This window comes from Vibrio profundi, from assembly GCF_043642225.1.
Classification (GTDB): domain Bacteria; phylum Pseudomonadota; class Gammaproteobacteria; order Enterobacterales; family Vibrionaceae; genus Vibrio; species Vibrio profundi_A.
Window position 1 is genome coordinate 226824 of record NZ_JBHZSF010000002.1, and the last position, 19865, is coordinate 246688.

Below are 19865 nucleotides of genomic sequence, written 5' to 3' on the forward strand. Positions count from 1 at the left end.
TACAATTTTAATACTAACTTAAGTTTTTGTAATTACAGGACAATTTAGTGACAAAAGGACGTCGGTCGTCAAAATATAAACGATACAAAAAGTACTGTTATTCCAATAAAAAAGGCGAACATAAGTTCGCCTTTTTAATCTAACTTCTGCGCTATTTTTAACGTTTTTCTGTACGCATGCCCATTAGCAAGCTTACACACATCATCAATAGAATAATTGTGAATGGCAACGCGGTAGAAATCGCACCGGCTTGCAAGGCTTGTACAGCCTCTGTACCACCAACCCACAATAGTGCGACTGCAATTGCACCTTCTAAGAAAGCCCAAAATACACGCTGTAACACAGGTGCATCTACTTTACCGCCCGCAGTAATGCTGTCGATAACCAGTGAACCAGAATCCGACGACGTAATAAAGAAGACAAGTACTAATACGATTGCAATGATCGAAAGCATTGTGCCCATAGGCAATGCGTCAAACATTTGGAACATCGCAAGTGAAATGTCCGTCAGCCCTTTGGTACCAAGCTCACCAATACTATTCGTAATTTGATCAATCGCGAGTCCACCAAATACAGACATCCAAAGAACCGTTACGGTTGTAGGAACAATCAATACCGCAGTAATGAATTCACGAACTGTACGTCCTTTAGAAACTCGAGCGATAAACATACCTACGAATGGAGACCATGAAATCCACCAAGCCCAGTAGAATACCGTCCAACCTTGGAACCATGCTTCATCGGCACGACCGTGAGGGTTGCTTAAAGGAATGATATTTTCGAGGTAAGCCATTAACGTTGTTGGAATAGAACCTAGCGTTACTGCGTAGCCAATCAATGCCACCAAACCTAATAGTAGGAATGCAACGAGCATATTGATGTTACTGATAACTTTAACGCCACCATCAATACCACGAAGTACTGATACCACAGCAAGCAAAGTCACGACAGTAATAACAACGACTTGAGAACCTAAACCCGCTTCGATACCAAATACATGTTGAATACCACTCGCCGCTTGTTGAGCACCTAAACCTAATGAAGTAGCTAGGCCGAAAAGTGTTGCTAGAACAGCAAGAATATCAACAATGTGACCAGCCCAACCCCACGCTCTATCACCTAAAATAGGGTAAAAAATAGAACGAATAGAGAGAGGTAAACCTTTGTTATAGGTAAAGAAAGCTAGTGAAAGTGCAACGACGCCATAAATAGCCCAAGGGTGTAGACCCCAGTGGTACATAGTCGCACCTAGTGCCAAACGTGCGGCTTCAGGAGTGTTTGGCTCAACACCTAGTGGCGTTTCATACCATCCTGTGAAGTAAGCTGCTGGCTCTGCCACACTCCAGAACATCAAACCAATACCCATACCTGCGGCAAACAGCATTGAAAGCCATGACATGAATGAGTAGTCTGCCGTCGCATCGACACCACCAAGGCGTATCTTACCAAATGGGGAAACGATCAAAGCAAGGCAAAAGATAACGAAGATATTACCTGCCCAAATAAATAGCCAATCAAATGAACCGATGATTTGCCACTTAATGCCATCAAGAGCCGCTTTAGCTGAAGCCGTATCAGTTACCAAAACGCCAATTAAAAACAGTGCAATCAAACCTGCACTAATACCAAAAACGGGGTTATGAACGTCAAAACCCCATTTTTGTACGTTATCTTGACCGACCGTATAGTCGGTACTATCGATACTGTATTTATCTATACCTTTAGTCATTATTCCTCTCTTCGGAATATCGCTAATATCCCTTTAATATATTGCTAGCTAGCGAACAAACCACATAATCTAACCAAGTTTCTTCGTCTGTTCTCACAATAATTCAATCACTTGGACCTCATTACTGTAGCAGAATCGCTTTCTTTTTTCAGCCAAGCGTATACAGTTCGATGAAATTTCAAGCAATCTTAATATATTTAAAACATAAAAAAGGCCAGTATTAACTGGCCTTTAACGTTTACTCTGTGGCGGTTTGATTATATTTCGCCAACTGACTTTCTGATCTCAAACCTAGTAATAGGCTCAAACACATAAGCAGCAAAATTACAGTGAATGGTAATGCCATTGACACCGTACCAGCCTGCAGCGCTTGAATCGACTCTGTACCACCAACCCACAATAAGACGGCAGCAATTGCACCTTCAATACCAGCCCAGAAGATACGCTGTGGAACAGGCGCATCGATCTTGCCACCAGAAGTAATGCTATCGATGACTAGAGACCCTGAATCTGACGATGTGATAAAGAACACCATAATCAGCGCGATAGACACAACCGACAGAATATTACTCATCGGAAGTGCATCGTACGTGTGGAACAAAGACAAAGTAATGTCTTTCAGGCCGTTCGTACCAATTTCACCAATTTGATTCGCTACCTGGTCAATCGCAATGCCACCAAATACCGCCATCCAAATAACAATGACAGATGTTGGAATAAATAGAACAGCAATAATGAACTCGCGAATCGTACGACCTTTAGAAATACGAGCGATGAACATACCAACAAATGGTGACCACGAAATCCACCAAGCCCAGTAGAATACAGTCCAACCTTGCATCCACGTTTCATCTTCACGGCCGTGAGGATTACTTAACGGTATGAAGTTTTCGATGTAACCCATTAATGCGGTAGGGATAGAGCCAAGTGCAACAGCGCCACCAGCAACTATGACAAAGATAAGTAATGCCAATGCGACAAGCATATTCACATTACTCAGTACTTTCACACCACCTTCGATGCCTCGAATAACCGAGATGATCGCTAAGCTTGTTACAAAAGCAATCACTCCGATCTGCATACCAATCCCGCCTTCAGTACCGAAGACATGGTTAATACCACTTGCCGCTTGTTGAGCACCAAGCCCTAAAGAAGTCGCAAGGCCGAATAGAGTAGCTAGAACAGCAACAGTATCCACAAAATGACCAAACCAACCCCAAGCCCTATCACCTAGCAGTGGATAGAAAATTGAGCGGATAGAGAGTGGTAAACCTTTATTGAAAGTGAAGAACGCCAGAGACAGAGCAACTACCGCGTAGATCGCCCAGCCATGCAGTCCCCAGTTATAAATCGTTGCACCTAATGCAAGCTTTGCAGCTTCAGGTGAATGAGCCTCAACACCAAGTGGAGTCTCGTACCAACCTGTAAAGTAAGCGACCGGTTCTGCTACGCCCCAAAACATGAGGCCGATCCCCATGCCAGAAGCAAACAGCATGGACATCCAAGATAGGTTGGAGTGTTCTGATTTCGCATTTTGGCCACCAATACGGATTTTTCCGTATGGCGATACGATCAATGCAAAACAGAAAATGACAAATAGGTTTGCAGACCACATGAACAAGCCATCGAAATTACCGATTACTTGCCATTTTATTCCATCTAACGCTGCTTTTGCTGTTTCTGCATCCGCAACGAGTAACGCGACTAAAAATAGAATGATTACACCAGCGCTGATGCCGAAAACAGGGTTATGGACATCAAAACCCCACTTCTGAACATTGTCCTGACCTACGGTATAATCCGTATTCTCAATGCTGTAAATATCCTTTACTGGATCCATTATCCCTCGTTTGTTAGTGCACGCAGTCAACCGCCCCACACGCTTTGAATTCGGTATAAGGATAACAATACGTTAAAAATAAAACAAAAAATGAGGCGACAAATCCCGAAATAAGACAAATATTGTAAATAAATTACAAAAATTAGTTCATCACTCTGCCAATATCAGTCGACAATCCCTTGCATTACGGCATATTTCGCCAACTCTGCAGTTGAGTGAATATCAAGCTTATGCTTAATATTTTGACGATGAGTTTCTACTGTTCGATAGCTAATATTAAGAAGGTTAGCGATTTTTTTACTACTCGCACCTTCGGCAACCAACTTTAATACTGCTTCTTCTCTTCGACTCAATGGGTTTGTAAGCGCCTGTGAAGGCGTGACTGGTTGAGTAAATAGCGTTTGTGTAACTTTCTCACAAAAGTAGGTCGAGCCTTGATTCACAGTTTTGATCGCTTGGACCATTTTTTCAGAAGAAATTTCTTTCAACATGTAACCAACCGCCCCCGATTGCATAACCTTCATAATATACTCTCGGTTATTATGCATAGTAAGCATCAAGACTTTGGCATCCGGCAGTGATTCTTTGATCAAATTTGTTGCATCAATGCCGTTCATAATTGGCATGCTGATATCCATTAATGTCACATCGGGGTCTAATGATTTCACTAATTCAACCGCTTCAATACCGTTACTCGCCGTACCAATCACACTAATGTCGGGTTCCATTTCGAGTCGAGCCATAAAACCATCAATAACGACTTGATGATCATCCACTATTACTACTCGTATAGCTTCACTCATATACCAATCCTTCTAGTGTCAACAACACTGTAATTTCTGTCCCAAATCCAATTTCACTATTGAGCTCAAAGTCACCACCAATGAATTCAACACGTTCACGCATGTTTCTTAAACCAATCCCTCGCTTATTCATTGCATCGTGAACTTGAAAGCCGATTCCATCATCTCGAATCAACAGTTGTAACATATTGCCCATTTGCTGCAATACAACCGTCACTTTCTTAGCTTTAGCGTGTTTCTCAATATTATTCAATGATTCCTGCACGACTCGGTACAAGGTTGTGGCGGCTTCTGACTTGAGCTTGCCTTTTTGCGTGCTAAACAAGGTTTCTACTTCTACACCTGAGTGTGCTTTGTAGTCTTGCAACAAACTGGATAATGCAGCCTCTAAGCCAATATCATCTAACGCACTCGGTCTGAGTTGGTGAGAGATATGCCTAACCTCGTCTATCGCCGTCATCAATGAGTTCTGAGACTTATTTAGGTGTGACATCAAGGCTTCATCTTGAAGCTTATGACCAAGTAATTCTAGGTGACACTTACTCGAAACTAGGAGTTGGTTAATGCCATCGTGTAACTCGCGGGCTAGGTGTTTCTTTTCATCTTCTTGGAACATAACCGTTTTATGAGCCAACTCTTTCAAATTGTTGTCGGCAATACGATGTTCATGAAGGTTAATAGCGAGTGTCAGCACAATAATGACTGCAACGGTCACACATAAAATCACCACGATAGAAAAAAACGTAGTTTCAATGTTCTTTTTGATCGCTGCTTGCATGTTAGACACTTCATCGGCCACATCTTCGATGTAAAGCCCTGTACCAATCATCCACTCCCATTTGTCTAGCCAGGCGGCATAACTTAATTTGGACACCGTCTCACCGGTAGAAGGCTTTTGCCACAAATACTGATGAAAGCCGCCTCCCGTTTGCGCCTGCTCTAGCAAAGCCTCAATTAAATAATCCCCATCGTTATCTTGGATGTGCAGTAAATTTTGCCCAACTAGCTCAGGTAATATCGGGTGGACTAAGTTCGTACCATTCTTGTCATAAGCAAAAAAGTAACCGTCTGAACCATAACGCAATTTGGTCAGAATATTTCGAACTTCTTGTTGGGCTTCCGCTTCTAAAATGTCTGGGTCATTATAGACATGTGAAATCGCGTCAAACGCCAAGTCTACGCTGTCTTTCAGCGCATTCTCACGGGACTTTATCAGGCTGTCTCTGAATATTTCGACTTCTTTCTCACCAAGAGTTTTCGTTTGGTGTAAAGAAATCCAACTGATACTTGCCGACACTAACAGCAGTGGCAACAGGGTAAGTAAGATAAGCTTGGCTTTTAGAGGCATTCCTTCTCCTCAAAAAAAACTGCTTATTGAGCATTCAATAAGCAGTTTGAGTGTATCAATTTGTACGTGGTCTATATAGTTAACCGGTCACAATCTCGAATCCGATCACATTCCATAAAAACCAGGGAATAACAACAAAGAAGCCAGTACGGCAATTTGGATCGCGATGAACGGCATCACGCCTCGGTAAATATCCTGTGTCGTCACCCCTTTTGGTGCTACCCCTTTCAGATAGAACAAGCTAAAGCCAAACGGTGGCGTCAAGAAAGAGGTCTGCAGGTTCATCGCTATCAAAATAGCAAACCATGTCATGTTAATACCCATAATCTCGGCCACTGGTGCAATGATCGGTACGATGATGAAACAGATCTCAACGAAATCAATGAAGAAACCAAGGATCAAGATGACTAACATCGTAATGATTAGGAAGCCCCACTTATCTCCAGGGATTGCTAACATCCACTCTTCAACTAAATAGTCGCCACCAGTGTAAGTGAAAGCCATCGAGAACGCCGTTGCACCCAACAGAATGGCGAATACCATCGCAGTCACTTTCACCGTTTCTCTTGATGCTTCAAACACCATCTTCCAGCTAAACTGCTTGTACAACAACGAAAGAACAAGTGCCCCTGCTCCGCCAAGTGCTGCAGATTCTGTTGGCGTTGCAACACCAGCGAAGATTGAGCCTAAAACCACAATAATCAGTGTTAAAGGTGGAATAATCGCTTTAAGCGCATTCAAGACTTCTTGCTTTCGGCTGATCGAGTCATCACGCTCAATTGGCTGAGCCGATTCTGGATTCATCTTCGCATAAATAAGAATGTAAACAACATACGCGCCAACTAGCATCACTCCCGGCCAAATCGCCGCTTGGAATAGATCTCCAACCGGAACACCCAATACGTCCCCCAGCAGGATTAATACAATCGAGGGAGGTATAATTTGCCCTAGCGTGCCAGACGCACAAATGGTGCCGCAAGCAAGCCCCTTGTCATAGTTGTACTTGAGCATGACTGGCAGTGAAATTAACCCCATCGCCACTACAGAAGCGCCTACTACACCAGTTGAAGCCGCGAGTAACGCGCCCACCAATACCGTTGAAATTGCGATACCGCCTCGGACGCCACCAAATAGACGCCCCATTGATTCGAGAAGTTGTTCTGCAAGGCGTGTCTTCTGTAACACTAGCCCCATGAAAACGAACAGAGGCACAGCCATCAATACTGTGTTTTCCATGATGGACTGAATTCGATATGGCATGAAAGCAAACATCTCCATGCCTTCTGCCCACACTCCAAAAATCAGTGCTATGCCACCAAACGTAAACGCCACTGGGAATCCCAGCAACAGCGCAAACAAGGCAACAAAAAACATTATAATACCAACCATTTCGAGCCTCCTATTTCGTCTGCGCGTGTATCAAATGAGGGTTCACAATCTTGTTTAAAGAATGCAGAACCAGACCGACGCCACTCAGGGCCATCAAGAAGAATGAAAGTGGGATCATCGCTTTAATTATCCAACGGTATGGAAGGCCACCAGGATCGCCTGATGTTTCACCAAGAGCGTAGCTTTCTTTGGCAAAATCAATACCGTACCAAGCGACCAATAAGCAAAATGGGAAGAGAAACAAAAAGGTGCCTAGTAAATCTATGACCGCTTGAGCTTTAAAAGATAAACGCTCATAAAAGATGTCGACTCTTACATGCCCACCCGCTTTAATTGCATATGGAACACCGAGCAAGAAGACGGCTGAGAATAAATGCCATTCCATCTCTTGAAATGCGATAGAGACATCATTGAATACATATCGCATCACGACGTCATAAACGACATTGGCTACCAACAAAATAAATAACATGCTCGATATCCAACCGAGTAAGTCACCAATACGATTAAATAGTCGTTCGATATAAATTAAGCTTCTCATTCCCGACTCCATGGAATTTTGAAAGGTGCGCCACTTCACTAGTTAACAAAGTTAAAAGTGAGTGACGCTTATTTTAGAAAAGTTTTCTTGGGCTTTTTCATGCGAGGTCTCCCCCGCATTGATTTAATAATTATTTTGCAGCTTGGCTATTCAAGTAAGCTCTATGAGAAATATCTGTCCAAGAACGTACCTGCTTCAGGTAATCAGCTTGAGATTTTTGAATCTCTTTTGCTAACGCATCTTTTTCAGCATGTTTTGCTAGTAGGCGATCGTTCGCTTCTTGAAGCGCTGACATTACTGACGGTGGGAAGTCTTTAACTTGTACGTCTGGGTATTCAGTTTTCATGGAAACCCAGTTCTTTCCACTTTCGTGCGTTGCTTGGGTGTACATGTCGTAAGCCGCTGTACGCATTGCAACACGTAAGATTTCTTGCAGATCTTCAGGAAGCTTGTTCCATGTGCGTTTGTTCACTAGGAATTGAAGCTCTGAACCTGGCTCATGCCAACCTGTGTAGTAGTAAGGCGCGATCTTGTGAAAGCCCATACGTAAATCAAGAGAAGGACCAACCCACTCCAAAGCATCAATAGTGCGACGTTCTAATGAAGTATATAGCTCACCAGGGGCGATGTTCGTTGGTTTAGCACCTAGCTCTGCTAAGATCTCGCCAGCGAAGCCTGGGATACGCATTTTAAGACCTTTTAGGTCTTCAACGCTGTTGATCTCTTTTTGAAACCAACCACCCATCTGAATATCCGTGTTACCACCAGGGAACGACATTAGGTTATGAGGAGAGTAAACCTGCTCCATCAATTCCATACCACCACCGTGATAGAACCAAGCGTATTGCTCTGCAGGAGTCATACCGAAAGGCATAGAAGTGAAATATAAAGTGTTTGGTACTTTACCTTTCCAGTAGTACGAGCCTGAGTGACCCATATCGTACTGACCCGACTTCACCATATCAAACACACCCAGTGGTGCTTTATGTTTGTTAGCAGAATCGATTCGAATTTGTAAACGTCCGTTAGACATTTTCTCGGCCATCGCAGCCATGTTTTTCGTCGCATCACCAAAAACAGGGAAGTTAGGGCCCCATGTTTCAGCAAGTTTTAGTCGGTATACTTTATCGGCAGCACTTGCACCTGTCGCAACTAAAGCTAAGCAAGTTGCAGCGGTAACAGCAGCGGTTTTAAACACTCTTTTTAGAGAGTTGCTAATAAGACTCATGTTCACGTCCTTTGTTGGGTTCCATACTCTTTTCACTGAGTACTTTTTTGATTCACCCTAACAATGAACTGATAAGAATAAAGAATATATCAGCGAGAGCACGCAGACAAAAAGCACAATAACGTTCAAACCAGCATCATGAATTACGTACTACTACGTAGGATAATCACCCCAACAACTCCAGTAAGTGTTAATAAATATGAAAATAATGAAACACTGAAAAATGAGAGAAATTGATTTATACGTAAGTAGATCGAGAAATCGAATGTTAAATTTAATGCGAAGGAACGTGAGTTAGCTCGATTTTTATTGACGAGTTCAAGAAGGTTTACATAGTGTGCTGCCGCGAAGATAAGCATAAACACACATATTAATAATTATTGATAAGATACAAAAAAGCCCCGAAGTTCGGGGCTTAAAACGGTGACTAAATTAAGCAAAATTCCCGGTAGGATTAAACTGCTTTGTAGATAACTTTGTTACCAGCAATCTGCTCTTTAGTTACTAGGTTTTCTTCTAGAAGTTTTTTCAATGCACCCGTTGCCCACGAGCCTGCTTTCGCTTCTTCTTGACCAGCTGCTAAGCCAATGCCTTTCGGGTTGATGCCTTCAGCATTGCTAACAACAATGTCTAGTACTTGTTGTTGCTTAGGAGTCAGTGCAACGTCAACTTTTTTAGTTGGAGCTACTGTTTTTTCTACCGCTGGTTTTGCTGCTACAGGTTTCTCTGCGACAACTTTCTCTGCGACAGGCTTCGCTGTTTTAGGCGCTACTGATGCTTTAGCTTCTGATACTTTAGCTACAGACGCTTTAATGCGTTTCTGCAGTTTAGCCTGCACCTTACGCTTATGAGCAAGTCTCATTGAATATTTCTCCAGTTCACTGCTCTTGCGCAGTGGTGAAAATTTGAAGCGCGTTTTATACCAAAATTCCGAACCAATTTGTAGCACCAAGCACCGAAAGTCGATGAAAAATGCGTATATTGTTCACTACTGGCTATTATTTGGTCATAGAATTGTTAATTAGTGTTTTGCTATACTGGGTATATATCCAGAGTTTTTTGAGGTATCGATATGGCATCTTCTTTACCTACTCGTCATCTTTCCAATATTAAGTTCGACATTCGAACCTTCAATACGAGCTGGTTAAGCTTAGGAATACTATTTTTTGTCTTCATCGTGGCATTATTCGAAGAATATCGGAAAGAGCTTGTCATGATCGGTATCGTACTTGGAGCACTGATCTTCGCCGCATACTACTTTATGGTGCGCTGCCGCGTTATGCTTACTCTCACGCCCACTCACCTTCAGCAACACTTCTTCAAGGGTGGTTGGGTATTAAAATGGTCAAACATTCAAAGTATTGGCTTATGTGAGTACGGTGAACAAGGCTGGTATAAACCGTTACCGTGGATAGGCATCAAACTAAAACACTATGAACCTTACCTCGATGGTATTTGCCCTCGAATTGCGACTGAAATATTACTCAGCCAGCGCGCTTTGTTGTATTTAGGTGCGAAGCAATTTGGTAAAGAAAACGACTTTGAAAATATTGTGCTAGATTCCTCGATCTATTCACCTTCAGATGAAAAACGATATAAAGGGCTTCAAGCTATGCTGGCCAATAGAATGAAGTATCAAAGAACCTATCATGGCTATGATATCTTTATTTCGACCAGTGATTTGGATAGATCCGGGGAAGAGTTTGTCGGTTTAGCTCGGCGTTACTTAGCGTCCGCCGAGCCAGAATTCGACACAAATAGCGATTAGTACAGAGGCATTTCATCCGCTACAAACGGGTTTGAAGCTCTTTCACGACCAAATGTTGATTCAGGGCCATGGCCAGGAACAAATCTAACCTCTCGGCCTAATGGCCATAGTTTGGTTTTGATCGAGGAGATGAGTGTGTTGAAGTCACCTTGAGGGAAATCAGTACGACCTATCGCACCGTTAAACAGCACATCACCGACAAAAGCTAATTGCGCCTCTTCAACAAATAACACGACATGGCCCGGTGTGTGCCCTGGTGTATGAATAACCTGCATCGTCTGGTTACCAAAAGACACCGTATCACCTTCTTCAAGCCATTGGTGCGGCTGGAATGCTTTCGTTAGTGGAAAACCAAACATTTGAGATTGGTTTTCCAAACCTTGCAACCAAAAATCATCGGCTTTGTGTGGACCGACTATTTTAACATCCAAAATCTCAGCTAAAGGCTCTGTCCCACCAACGTGATCTAAGTGACCATGAGTCAGCACTAAATTGACCACTTTAACTCCAAGCTCTTCGATGATCGCAGCCAGTTGTTTGACATCACCGCCAGGATCCACAACCACGCCTTCCATCGTTTCATCACACCATACGATAGAGCAATTTTGAGCAAATGAAGTAACTGGGACTACTTGGTACTTTAGGGACATATTCTAACCTTTAACAAAGCAAATTCTGGCCGAGACTATGACATTGGACGCGTTATTTGACAAGCGTTACCATTGTCTCGCAGGCCCAGTATCGATATGAACAAAATCACTTTTTGCATAATAACCAACACCGCCAGCCTTTAAGCTGATCGCAGCTTCGCGTACATGGCTAAGCTTGACGCCATCTAACCTAAAATCGATTGCCTTCCCCAGCATGTGGTAGCTCTTTTTAGCAACACCGCTCGACTTTGAGCGCAGTGCTTCATTGGTTGCCGGAGAACGATACCCAGAAATGATTTGTACTTCAGCCTGAGTACCAAGCAAAGACTGAATTTGAGAGATTTGATCAAACAACGCTCGGTCCATAGGGTGAACCTCATTACGTCGGAAATCTCGACAAATTTGATTAATTCTCGCCATTTCATCACTGACATAATTCACACCATCGAAATAGCACGTTTCTAGAGACTCACCAGTATGGAGGTTATTCATCGCAAGCGTTCGTGGTTTATCAGGATAAGACGCTAATGCCACTCTTGGGAATATAGATGCAGTGACAAGTGTGCCGCCAGTAAGCGCTAAAAATTGACGACGAGAAAAAACGTGTTGAGACATACTGCAAAACAACCGAATAAATGGACAAAAAACGGACATTACAGAATGGTTATATACTCGTCAAATACTGAAAATGCGCCAAAAGGCGCATTAGGTGACATAATTAAAACTTAGTTATTGAATAAGAAACACAAATTTAACTGATAAAACAAATGTCATTTTTGAGTCAATATCACCTTTTGTTAGATTTTGTCATATTGATAGATATCACTTCGGTATTGAATCCCTTCTTTCTCAAACAGCACCGTTTGATAAATGATATGCACGGGGATGCGCCTCTTAAGTGAAACGGCGGTTTTTTCTCCTAAAGCAATATTTGCCTCATCGTGACTCTTTAAGCCTTGAGTCTGTAGCAGCAGAGATGCAAACTCTTCAGCCTGCTCCACTCTCACGCAACCGGAACTGAAAGCCCTCGAATCTTCATTGAACAAGCTTTTACTTGGGGTGTCATGCAAATAAATGGCACGATTATTGGGCGTATTAAACTTATACAAGCCTAACGCGTTCTTAGTACCAGCCTGTTGGCGAAGTTTATATGGAAAGTGAGAAGGCTTTAGATTTTCCCAATCAATTTCTTCCGTACTGATCAAATCAGGAGAACGCCAGGCCTCTACAATCTCGAAGTTATGGGTTTTAAGGTAATTTGTATCTGCTTTTGCCTTTGGAAGAATGTCTTCAACCATGATCTTCCAAGGCACATTCCAAGTAGGATTAAAGATCACAGAATCCAATTTAGTATTTAACAATGGGGTCTTACGTGACTTGCGCCCAACCACTACTTTCGATTCAAACACTTCTTGACCATTTTGCCAGTATTTCATTTCAAAGCTCGGCACATTCACAAGGATTAACGAATCACGTTCAGTTGGCCATAACCTTGCTCTCTCAGCATTCAGTGCAAGCGCTTTGAGGCGAGTATCTGGTGCCATATTTATCCAAGATAAGGTTTGTGGCCCAATCACGCCATCTGGTGTTAGCCCATGCATCTTCTGAAACTGCTTAACAACTAGCTCAAGTTCATAATTATATTTAGTGACACTGTCACTTATATGTTTAACATTAATTCCAACAAGACCAATTCGTTTGATCAATACGTCTCGATTTGGCAACCGAGCCCCTATTCGTTTAATTCCAACTTGTACGTAGTTATCTAATGTCAAATTCGAAGAGTTGAGCAGTAATTGGTATGAGTGAACAAATTGGTCGTAATTGCCTACAGGTGGCGCATAGCTTTGTGTCAATTCGGTCAATTGGCCGGATTGTAGGTAAACATCTAGTTTAGACAGTGCGAGATGAGAAGGCTTAGGTAGAGAAGAGTTTAATTTCTCAGAAAAATACCAAGGCTTGCCGATAACAGAAGCGTTTTCACTATAACTTATATAGAAAAGCAATGTATCTGTAGCAAGAATATCGTATTCAAACCACTGATCATTGTCTCGGAAGTAGCGTAATTGCTTCAATTGACGAGAGAAGATAGGACTTATCCCAGACTTTTCAATAATGTCTAATTGAAATTCTAGGGCTTGTCCTGCGAGCGGATCACTCCACAACAACTGCGACGTGTTGTTTTGGTAGATTTTTTCTGTTAGCTCTGGATATTGGACATAAAACTCCAACCCTGATTTTTTCGATATCCAGTTATTTTGATAAAAGCTATTTAAACTCCATGCTTGTGAAGAAAAAACAAGCAATACGGTAAAAATGATGTTTTTGAGCATCAGAATCACTCCATGATCCGGTCATACATCAAGTATGGCAAGATTTTCAGACCATCGAGTGATTTTTCTGCTCTGTTTTATTAATGACAGAGTTTACAAAAGTTTGCTATCAAATCGCAGACCAATGATTATCCCATTGCACATCTGATTTCATAATAATCTTTTCCCCAGGATGGCTTTGACTGACCACATCACCAACGCCTGAACTCAGCATAAACGTTGAGTCAAAAGCTACAGCACCAGAAGCATCAGGTAACGCCGCGAGCTCGACTAATTTTTTAGTTTGTTTGGACCAAATTCCATAGCAATTACCTCGCGGAGAAGTCGCAATAATCCAGTTGTCAGTCGCAGCAATACTCGCAATATAATGGTTAAACCTCGCCCACTCCTCGGGTTCAGCTTCTAGCAATTCCATCTTACCGCCTCTAGTGTGCATCGCTAATAGAGATGGGTACTCATCGGGTTCACCACGGTATTGTTGGCCACACAACACAGTTTCTAAACCATCATGAGCAAGATGCCGAATGCTCAATTTCTTATCTGTGATTACCGCTTGCTCCAGCAACTCCCCCGTCGGCGATAAATAGCTGAGACTTGGGCTCATGCTTTCCAAGTTCATCGGTGTGCGCCCATCGGTATGGACACCTCCAACACCAATAGCTAAACGACCGTCAGGCATGATGATAACCTCATGTGGGCCTAACCCAAATCCTGTAAACTCATCGACCTTTTTGTAGTTATTTCGAACGTCAAAAACACCAATCACACCTTTACTCGTTCGGGAGTCCCCCTCGGTAGCATAAAGCCAGGCTCCATCATTCGAGAAAACCCCATGTCCATAGAAATGACGGTTTTTACCAGCAGGCATCAATGTCACCAACTCACCTGACATATATTCAAATGCCATAAAGTAGCTACCTGGGCGACGGGCAAACACCACGGCTTGTCCTAACTTTGAATTGATGGCAACGCCATGGCCTCTTTCTGGAATAGGTAAAGTATGGATAGCTTTGCCCTCCGCATTCGCCACAACAGCAGAATACTTACCTTTACCTTGAATCGCACAACCTATGAGTGATGGCTCGTTTGAAGCTTGCCATTTTAAAGACGCACAGCCGAATGGCATCAACGGGGAAGCTGCACCTAACAGCGCTGCTTTCAGTAAGGTGCGTCTTATTTCGTTAGTCACCATCTGTTGCGTTAAACCCTATGATTACACCAAGCTCAATTGCGACTTCTTCATGGATTAAGTATTTCAATTGATCTAGCTTGTTGTACTGCGCTAATACCAATCGATATCCTTCTTTAGTTTGTAGCAAGTCAAATAGGCTTTCATCCGTTGGCCATGCTGACAGAATGTCATTGAACTGATTTGATACACGATCAGCGAGAGGAATATGACCTGTGTCTCTTAGCAACGCATCTAGGCCGTCGCCATTAGCAAAATACAACGCTTGCATTGCTTCAACATTCGCTCTGAGTTGAAGCATGGAAGTCTCTGAACGCCAAGACTCAGCGAAGTAAGGACGGGGTTTACCTATTTTGGCCATTGGGCGACTCAGCTTTTTCATGCTGTAATCAAGCTGATTCGTTAGCATTGCAACGTATTCAGAGTCCCAACGTTTAGCATCGAGCTCACTCCAAGGGTTCACTTGCCAAGCGTTGGCGATATTTCCTGACTTCACCACTAAGTTTTGAGCGATCGCTTGTGCAGATTGACAACCATGAGCTTTATCTTTCAAGAGTGGCGATTTCGCGTCATAGAGCAACCATTCAATTGCTCCAACCCCTTGCACAGTAACACTCTGTTCAGCAATTTCTGCTTGGCTCCACGATTTATTCTGTTTCGTCAATTGACTCATTTTCAGGCCAGTTGTGTTCTTTTTATCTGGCCAGAATTGAATGTTCCAGCTCTCTTCTAGTGCTTTTACAGGACCTCGCTCTTGCCCTTGTAGTGCCATCCAAGATGTCATCGTTTGATGCCATGCTGTTTTAAGTTCATCGATAGTGACTTCATCTGAAGAGCAATATTGATTCACCTCTGACAACAGAGTTTGAGTACTTGTTCGAAATGTTACAGCAGAATCAAATTGAACGAGATATACCGCTTGGCTTAGATGTTCCGACTTGTCGGCCACGTAATTGATTGAATCAACATTTGAATTTGTTGACTGACACCCTGCAACTAAAAGCCCACTGCATGCCATTGATAGTAATTTAAGTTTCATGATGTTCCTTATAATGAATCTAAGAATGCCAATAGGGCTTGACGCTCTTGCTCGTTGAAAGCTAACACATTTTGCTTAGCATACTCAGCTTCACCACCATGCCATAGCACAGCTTCCATTACATTACGGGCGCGTCCATCATGTAACAGGAATGTATGACCGTTCACTTCTTTGGTATAACCTAGCCCCCAGAGAGGAGTCGTTCTCCACTCTCGTCCATTTGCTAAATACTCAGGGCGATTATCCGCTAACCCTTCCCCCATATCGTGTAATAACAAATCCGTATAAGGGCTGATCAACTGTTCAGATAGCGCAGGAAGTTCGTCTCTTTTTTCTGTTCTAAATTCGGCTTGATGGCAGCTTTGGCACCCCGCCTCTTTAAATAATGTTTTGCCTTTGATCACCTGCAAGTCATCAACATTACGACGAATTGGTACCGCTAAATGCTGAGAATAAAACTCGACAAAATCTAGAATGTTATCACTCACCTCTGGAGCGCCACCATTCGGGAAATCTTTGCAGGTTGATTGGGCACTCGTACAGTTTTCATTGGGGAAAAGATTACTCGTTAACCCTAGGTCACCATTGAACGCTGCAGCATTTTGCTGCATCAAGTTTGGTTGTCCTGCCTTCCATCCAAAGCGGCCTAAGGTCATTTCATCTGTTTGTACATCTAATACGCGGTTGGGTTTGCCTGATACGCCTAAGTTCTCTTGTTTCTGCTGACGTGCAAACTCCAAAATAGTTGCTTCTGGAATACTCTCAAGTAGGCCAAGTCCTATCATTGGAGGGGCGACACGAGCAGAAAACTGGGTGTCTGGATGCATTTCGCCAAACGCTAACTTATCAATTTCCAGTGACGGTTTTCTTAATGTAACAACGGTGCCATCGTTAAAGGTCACTGGTACATCAGTGTAGGTAATATTGATTTGCCCTTCAGGCTGGACACCTTGAATCGCAAAGTCTTGCAGTTGGCCACCGTATGTTGGCTCTGGGATAACACCATCACGAATAAACGCTTGTTTCTGCTTTGGTGTTTCTGCAGGAATACTCAATCGAACGAGCATAGAAACCGCATTCTCATCGCCAGCTTCTTTCGCATGACCACGTCCATCTTTGATATGACAATTCTGACAACCGTTCGTATTGAATAAAGGCCCTAAGCCATCACGAGCATCCGTTGATGCCGGTGCCGGTACCCATGGGTTTCTAAAAAAGCTGTTACCAACGCTAAAATCCAATCGCTTAGTCATTGGTAAGTTGGTTGCAGGCAAAGAAAACGCATTCGCCCCTTCTTTCTTAGTGGTTGTTTTACCGCCAGAATAGACTTCATGAGCATGAGATGGTGCTAAGACGAATAAAGCGGTGAGTAACGAGGCGGAAAGGTACGACTTCATAGGTTGCCTTTAGGAGTTATTATTTTATTGACTTTCAGTGTGTTGTAACAGGAACAATGAAGGGCTCATTAGAGCCCTTCATACCTTGATTTTCACCAAGTGGAATCACTTAGCAGCGAAGCGCTCGATTAAAACTCGTGATCCGCTGTATCAGGGTTTAGGCTGTCGATACCGATAATGCCTGCAGCACGTTCAATCGCAGCAGTTTGAGAAACAAGCGCAACGATTGTCTTGTTCACTAATGCATTACCCGCAGCGTTATCAGCTGCAATCAGTTGATCAAAATGTTGGTTATTCTTCTCTGCAGAAGTCACAAGTTGGCCTACTTGAGCACGCGCTAAGTCAAACTGCTTTTGAATTTCTTTTGCTGCTTGCTTGTCTTCTTTTGCCACAAGGTCGTATAGGCTTGGGCCTGAAAGAAGTGTGCCATCTTCACGTTTGTACAAACCAGTGTAAACGTTGTAGATACCCTGCTCATTGTAGTAATGAGAGTTGTGAGTGTTATCAGAAAAACAATCGTGTTCGTCTTCTGTAGAGTTTGCTTCTAATGCAACCTTCATACGCTCACCGGCTAGCTCACCAAGAGAAAGTGAACCCATGCCAAATAGCATTTTACGCAAGCCGTTTTCACTAGACTCTGAAAGTAGCTCTTGGCGGTAATTGCCTTTTTGCTCTGCAGACCACTGCTTCTCCATCCACTCTAGATCTTGAATTAGTAACTCAGCAGATGCTTTTAGGTACTGACCACGGCGGTCACAATTGCCGTTCGTACATTCAGAACCAACAACAAAATCAGTGTATGCACGTTGACCAGCACCAGCATTAGTGCCGTTTAAATCTTGTCCCCAAAGCAGGAATTCAATCGCGTGGTAACCAGAAGCTACATTCGCTTCAGAACCACCAATTTCATTAAGCTCTGCGATTAGCTCAGGAGTAATGTTTTTCGCATCAACAGTCGTTTGACCAACTTGGAACGTTTCGTTTGCAACGATATTTGCGCTTGCGCCTTCATTACCCAATTCGTATTGGTAATCAGCTGAAACGTAATCGATAAGACCTTCATCTAGTGGCCAAGCATTCAATTGACCTTCCCAATCATCAACAACCGCGTTACCAAAACGGAAAACCTCTGACTGCTGGTATGGGACACGTGATGCTAACCATGCTTGCTTAACCTGTTCAAAGTTAGCAGAAGACGGTGAAGCTAAAAAAGTATCAATAGAAGAGTTAAGTGCTTTAGCCGTTACAACTGAGTCAGAAAATACTGCATGTGCGATATCTGCATAGTGTTCAACTACTTGGTCCTGGGTCACAGCTGCAAAAGATGAAGCAGATGCAAGAAGAAGTGACGAAGTTACCGCTTTAGTCACTAAAGATTTGATGGTCATTGAAGCGTCCTTGTTGAGCTCTAAATTTATTATATGTATTAATAGTGCAAACCATTATCATTTGCACTACGAATTCGAATAATACAAATTTACAATTTATTTGCAAGACAAAAACAAAAAAACCTCACAAAAGTGAGGTTTTTATCAATTTACTGTAAAGCTTTAATACTAAAGGTCTAGATCGTGTTTTCCATGGGATACTTTAGCCTGCAAGTAGCTTTCGTTGCCAGACTTCAGGTGAGCTGAGGTATTGACAACTTCTTCGATTTCTATTCCGAAAGACTGAAGATCTTTAATCTTTTTAGGGTTATTCGTCACCAAACGAATCTTCTTAATACCTAATGCGCTAAGCATCTGAGCTGCTTCTGTGAAATCTCGTAAGTCGTCACCAAAGCCTAGATGGTTGTTTGCTTCATAAGTATTCATGCCCTCACTTTGTAAGCGGTAAGCATCAATCTTGTTGTAAAGTCCAATCCCTCGCCCTTCTTGACGAAGATATAAAATAATCCCACCAGATTCACCCATACGATTGATGGTTTCATCTAATTGCTCACCACAATCACAGCGAGAAGAATGGAAAACGTCACCGGTTAAACACTCAGAGTGCATGCGAACCAGTGGGGTATCTTGGGTAGTATCTGCGGATTTAAAAATGACAGCAACGTGCTCTTTCTCTGTATTCAATCCATGGAAAGATAGAAGCTCAGCATCGATGTTGCTTTTTGCTCCAACTCTAAAATCTATTCTGGCACGAACTTCCGCCATAACTTCACTCGCTTGATATTATTGGTCTAATTTTCGTAGTCTGGGTACGAATGCTTGATTAACCACTATGGGGTCACTAATCGCATTTTTCAAGGCTACGCGATTTCTCATAATGTTATAATATAACAATAGTAAAAAACAACCATAAAAAAGCCCCACACTGATATCACCAGAGTGGGGCTGTATGTCTTTAGAAAATGCTTAGCTTAGTTGAGCTTTTTTCCACACGACAAGTTGTACCCATGCGTTCTCAAGTTCGGATAACTCTTCTTGAGTAAGGATAGACACGCTTGATTTGGTAGAAGCATAACCTTCATTAGATGATTGAGATTTTACACGTGTGTGAAATTCTTTTTTTAAATTTGATATAACATTTTCCACAATGAAATCCCTTTTCTCAACTAGCTACTTTTTGTTCAATTCAATTATTGTACAAAAAGTATCTAATTAGGTAAATG

General features: G+C 42.6%; 18 protein-coding genes. 1 reads left to right on the forward strand and 17 read right to left on the reverse strand.

Features of this window, described 5'->3' with window-relative positions; genetic code table 11:
• Positions 1 to 157 precede the first annotated feature (157 nt).
• The 8 genes from ACHUFI_RS04520 to ACHUFI_RS04555 all read right to left on the reverse strand — a co-directional run bounded on the left by ACHUFI_RS04520 (position 158) and on the right by ACHUFI_RS04555 (position 9740).
• Positions 158 to 1729: a BCCT family transporter gene (locus tag ACHUFI_RS04520; RefSeq protein ID WP_394247168.1), complete on the reverse strand. Its 1572-nt coding sequence runs from the start codon at positions 1727 to 1729 to the stop codon at positions 158 to 160.
• A 238-nt stretch (positions 1730 to 1967) separates the two neighbouring features.
• Complete coding sequence (locus ACHUFI_RS04525; RefSeq protein ID WP_394247169.1) at positions 1968 to 3569, reverse strand: BCCT family transporter; 1602 nt, start codon at positions 3567 to 3569, stop codon at positions 1968 to 1970.
• A gap of 164 nt (positions 3570 to 3733) precedes the next feature.
• Positions 3734 to 4372 carry a response regulator gene (locus tag ACHUFI_RS04530; protein WP_394247170.1) on the reverse strand — a complete coding sequence of 213 codons (639 nt, stop codon included), beginning with the start codon at positions 4370 to 4372 and terminating at the stop codon, positions 3734 to 3736.
• Positions 4365 to 5720 carry a cache domain-containing protein gene (locus ACHUFI_RS04535; RefSeq protein ID WP_394247171.1) on the reverse strand — a complete coding sequence of 452 codons (1356 nt, stop codon included), beginning with the start codon at positions 5718 to 5720 and terminating at the stop codon, positions 4365 to 4367. The genes ACHUFI_RS04530 and ACHUFI_RS04535 overlap by 8 nt, the downstream gene beginning before the upstream one ends.
• 105 nt (positions 5721 to 5825) lie before the next feature.
• On the reverse strand, positions 5826 to 7109 hold the full coding sequence (locus ACHUFI_RS04540) for a TRAP transporter large permease (RefSeq protein ID WP_394247172.1): 1284 nt from the start codon (positions 7107 to 7109) through the stop codon (positions 5826 to 5828).
• A gap of 10 nt (positions 7110 to 7119) precedes the next feature.
• The gene (locus tag ACHUFI_RS04545) at positions 7120 to 7662 is read right to left on the reverse strand and encodes a TRAP transporter small permease subunit (RefSeq protein WP_394247173.1); all 543 of its coding nucleotides are present in this window, start codon (positions 7660 to 7662) and stop codon (positions 7120 to 7122) included.
• A 118-nt stretch (positions 7663 to 7780) separates the two neighbouring features.
• Entirely contained in the window at positions 7781 to 8878 is a 1098-nt protein-coding gene (locus ACHUFI_RS04550) for a TRAP transporter substrate-binding protein (RefSeq protein ID WP_394247174.1), read from the reverse strand.
• 454 nt (positions 8879 to 9332) lie between these two features.
• Positions 9333 to 9740, reverse strand: a complete 408-nt coding sequence (locus tag ACHUFI_RS04555; protein ID WP_394247175.1) for a MarR family transcriptional regulator — start codon at positions 9738 to 9740, stop codon at positions 9333 to 9335.
• A 210-nt stretch (positions 9741 to 9950) separates the two neighbouring features.
• On the opposite strand from ACHUFI_RS04555, the gene ACHUFI_RS04560 reads away from it, so the two are divergent.
• Complete coding sequence (locus tag ACHUFI_RS04560) at positions 9951 to 10646, forward strand: DUF2982 domain-containing protein (RefSeq protein ID WP_394247176.1); 696 nt, start codon at positions 9951 to 9953, stop codon at positions 10644 to 10646.
• Here the strand turns inward: ACHUFI_RS04560 and ACHUFI_RS04565 are convergent.
• The 9 genes from ACHUFI_RS04565 to ACHUFI_RS04605 form a co-directional block, all read right to left on the reverse strand.
• Positions 10643 to 11296, reverse strand: a complete 654-nt coding sequence (locus tag ACHUFI_RS04565) for an MBL fold metallo-hydrolase (RefSeq protein ID WP_394247177.1) — start codon at positions 11294 to 11296, stop codon at positions 10643 to 10645. The two genes, ACHUFI_RS04560 and ACHUFI_RS04565, sit on opposite strands and share 4 nt — an antisense overlap.
• 66 nt (positions 11297 to 11362) lie before the next feature.
• A complete protein-coding gene (locus ACHUFI_RS04570) occupies positions 11363 to 11911 on the reverse strand; it encodes a peptidoglycan L,D-endopeptidase MepK (RefSeq protein WP_394247178.1) in 549 nt (182 codons plus the stop codon).
• Between the two features lie 182 nt (positions 11912 to 12093).
• Positions 12094 to 13629 (reverse strand): L,D-transpeptidase family protein, encoded by a 1536-nt coding sequence (locus tag ACHUFI_RS04575; RefSeq protein WP_394247179.1) that lies wholly within the window; start codon positions 13627 to 13629, stop codon positions 12094 to 12096.
• A gap of 109 nt (positions 13630 to 13738) precedes the next feature.
• On the reverse strand, positions 13739 to 14821 hold the full coding sequence (locus ACHUFI_RS04580; RefSeq protein WP_394247180.1) for a DUF1513 domain-containing protein: 1083 nt from the start codon (positions 14819 to 14821) through the stop codon (positions 13739 to 13741).
• Entirely contained in the window at positions 14811 to 15857 is a 1047-nt protein-coding gene (locus ACHUFI_RS04585) for an imelysin family protein (RefSeq protein ID WP_394247181.1), read from the reverse strand. Before ACHUFI_RS04585 ends, ACHUFI_RS04580 begins: the two co-directional genes overlap by 11 nt.
• 8 nt (positions 15858 to 15865) lie before the next feature.
• Positions 15866 to 17254 (reverse strand): di-heme oxidoreductase family protein, encoded by a 1389-nt coding sequence (locus ACHUFI_RS04590; RefSeq protein WP_394247182.1) that lies wholly within the window; start codon positions 17252 to 17254, stop codon positions 15866 to 15868.
• A 128-nt stretch (positions 17255 to 17382) separates the two neighbouring features.
• On the reverse strand, positions 17383 to 18642 hold the full coding sequence (locus ACHUFI_RS04595; protein ID WP_394247183.1) for an imelysin family protein: 1260 nt from the start codon (positions 18640 to 18642) through the stop codon (positions 17383 to 17385).
• 168 nt (positions 18643 to 18810) lie between these two features.
• Positions 18811 to 19407, reverse strand: a complete 597-nt coding sequence (locus ACHUFI_RS04600; RefSeq protein ID WP_394247184.1) for a GTP cyclohydrolase II — start codon at positions 19405 to 19407, stop codon at positions 18811 to 18813.
• 201 nt (positions 19408 to 19608) lie between these two features.
• Positions 19609 to 19788 (reverse strand): hypothetical protein, encoded by a 180-nt coding sequence (locus ACHUFI_RS04605; RefSeq protein ID WP_394247185.1) that lies wholly within the window; start codon positions 19786 to 19788, stop codon positions 19609 to 19611.
• Positions 19789 to 19865 lie beyond the last annotated feature (77 nt).

Coding starts and splice junctions, on each gene's coding strand:
- ACHUFI_RS04520 (WP_394247168.1), bottom strand. CDS start 1,729: ATGACTAAAGGTATAGATAAATACAGTATCGATAGTACCGACTATACG.
- ACHUFI_RS04525 (WP_394247169.1), bottom strand. CDS start 3,569: ATGGATCCAGTAAAGGATATTTACAGCATTGAGAATACGGATTATACC.
- ACHUFI_RS04530 (WP_394247170.1), bottom strand. CDS start 4,372: ATGAGTGAAGCTATACGAGTAGTAATAGTGGATGATCATCAAGTCGTT.
- ACHUFI_RS04535 (WP_394247171.1), bottom strand. CDS start 5,720: ATGCCTCTAAAAGCCAAGCTTATCTTACTTACCCTGTTGCCACTGCTG.
- ACHUFI_RS04540 (WP_394247172.1), bottom strand. CDS start 7,109: ATGGTTGGTATTATAATGTTTTTTGTTGCCTTGTTTGCGCTGTTGCTG.
- ACHUFI_RS04545 (WP_394247173.1), bottom strand. CDS start 7,662: ATGGAGTCGGGAATGAGAAGCTTAATTTATATCGAACGACTATTTAAT.
- ACHUFI_RS04550 (WP_394247174.1), bottom strand. CDS start 8,878: ATGAGTCTTATTAGCAACTCTCTAAAAAGAGTGTTTAAAACCGCTGCT.
- ACHUFI_RS04555 (WP_394247175.1), bottom strand. CDS start 9,740: ATGAGACTTGCTCATAAGCGTAAGGTGCAGGCTAAACTGCAGAAACGC.
- ACHUFI_RS04560 (WP_394247176.1), top strand. CDS start 9,951: ATGGCATCTTCTTTACCTACTCGTCATCTTTCCAATATTAAGTTCGAC.
- ACHUFI_RS04565 (WP_394247177.1), bottom strand. CDS start 11,296: ATGTCCCTAAAGTACCAAGTAGTCCCAGTTACTTCATTTGCTCAAAAT.
- ACHUFI_RS04570 (WP_394247178.1), bottom strand. CDS start 11,911: ATGTCTCAACACGTTTTTTCTCGTCGTCAATTTTTAGCGCTTACTGGC.
- ACHUFI_RS04575 (WP_394247179.1), bottom strand. CDS start 13,629: ATGCTCAAAAACATCATTTTTACCGTATTGCTTGTTTTTTCTTCACAA.
- ACHUFI_RS04580 (WP_394247180.1), bottom strand. CDS start 14,821: ATGGTGACTAACGAAATAAGACGCACCTTACTGAAAGCAGCGCTGTTA.
- ACHUFI_RS04585 (WP_394247181.1), bottom strand. CDS start 15,857: ATGAAACTTAAATTACTATCAATGGCATGCAGTGGGCTTTTAGTTGCA.
- ACHUFI_RS04590 (WP_394247182.1), bottom strand. CDS start 17,254: ATGAAGTCGTACCTTTCCGCCTCGTTACTCACCGCTTTATTCGTCTTA.
- ACHUFI_RS04595 (WP_394247183.1), bottom strand. CDS start 18,642: ATGACCATCAAATCTTTAGTGACTAAAGCGGTAACTTCGTCACTTCTT.
- ACHUFI_RS04600 (WP_394247184.1), bottom strand. CDS start 19,407: ATGGCGGAAGTTCGTGCCAGAATAGATTTTAGAGTTGGAGCAAAAAGC.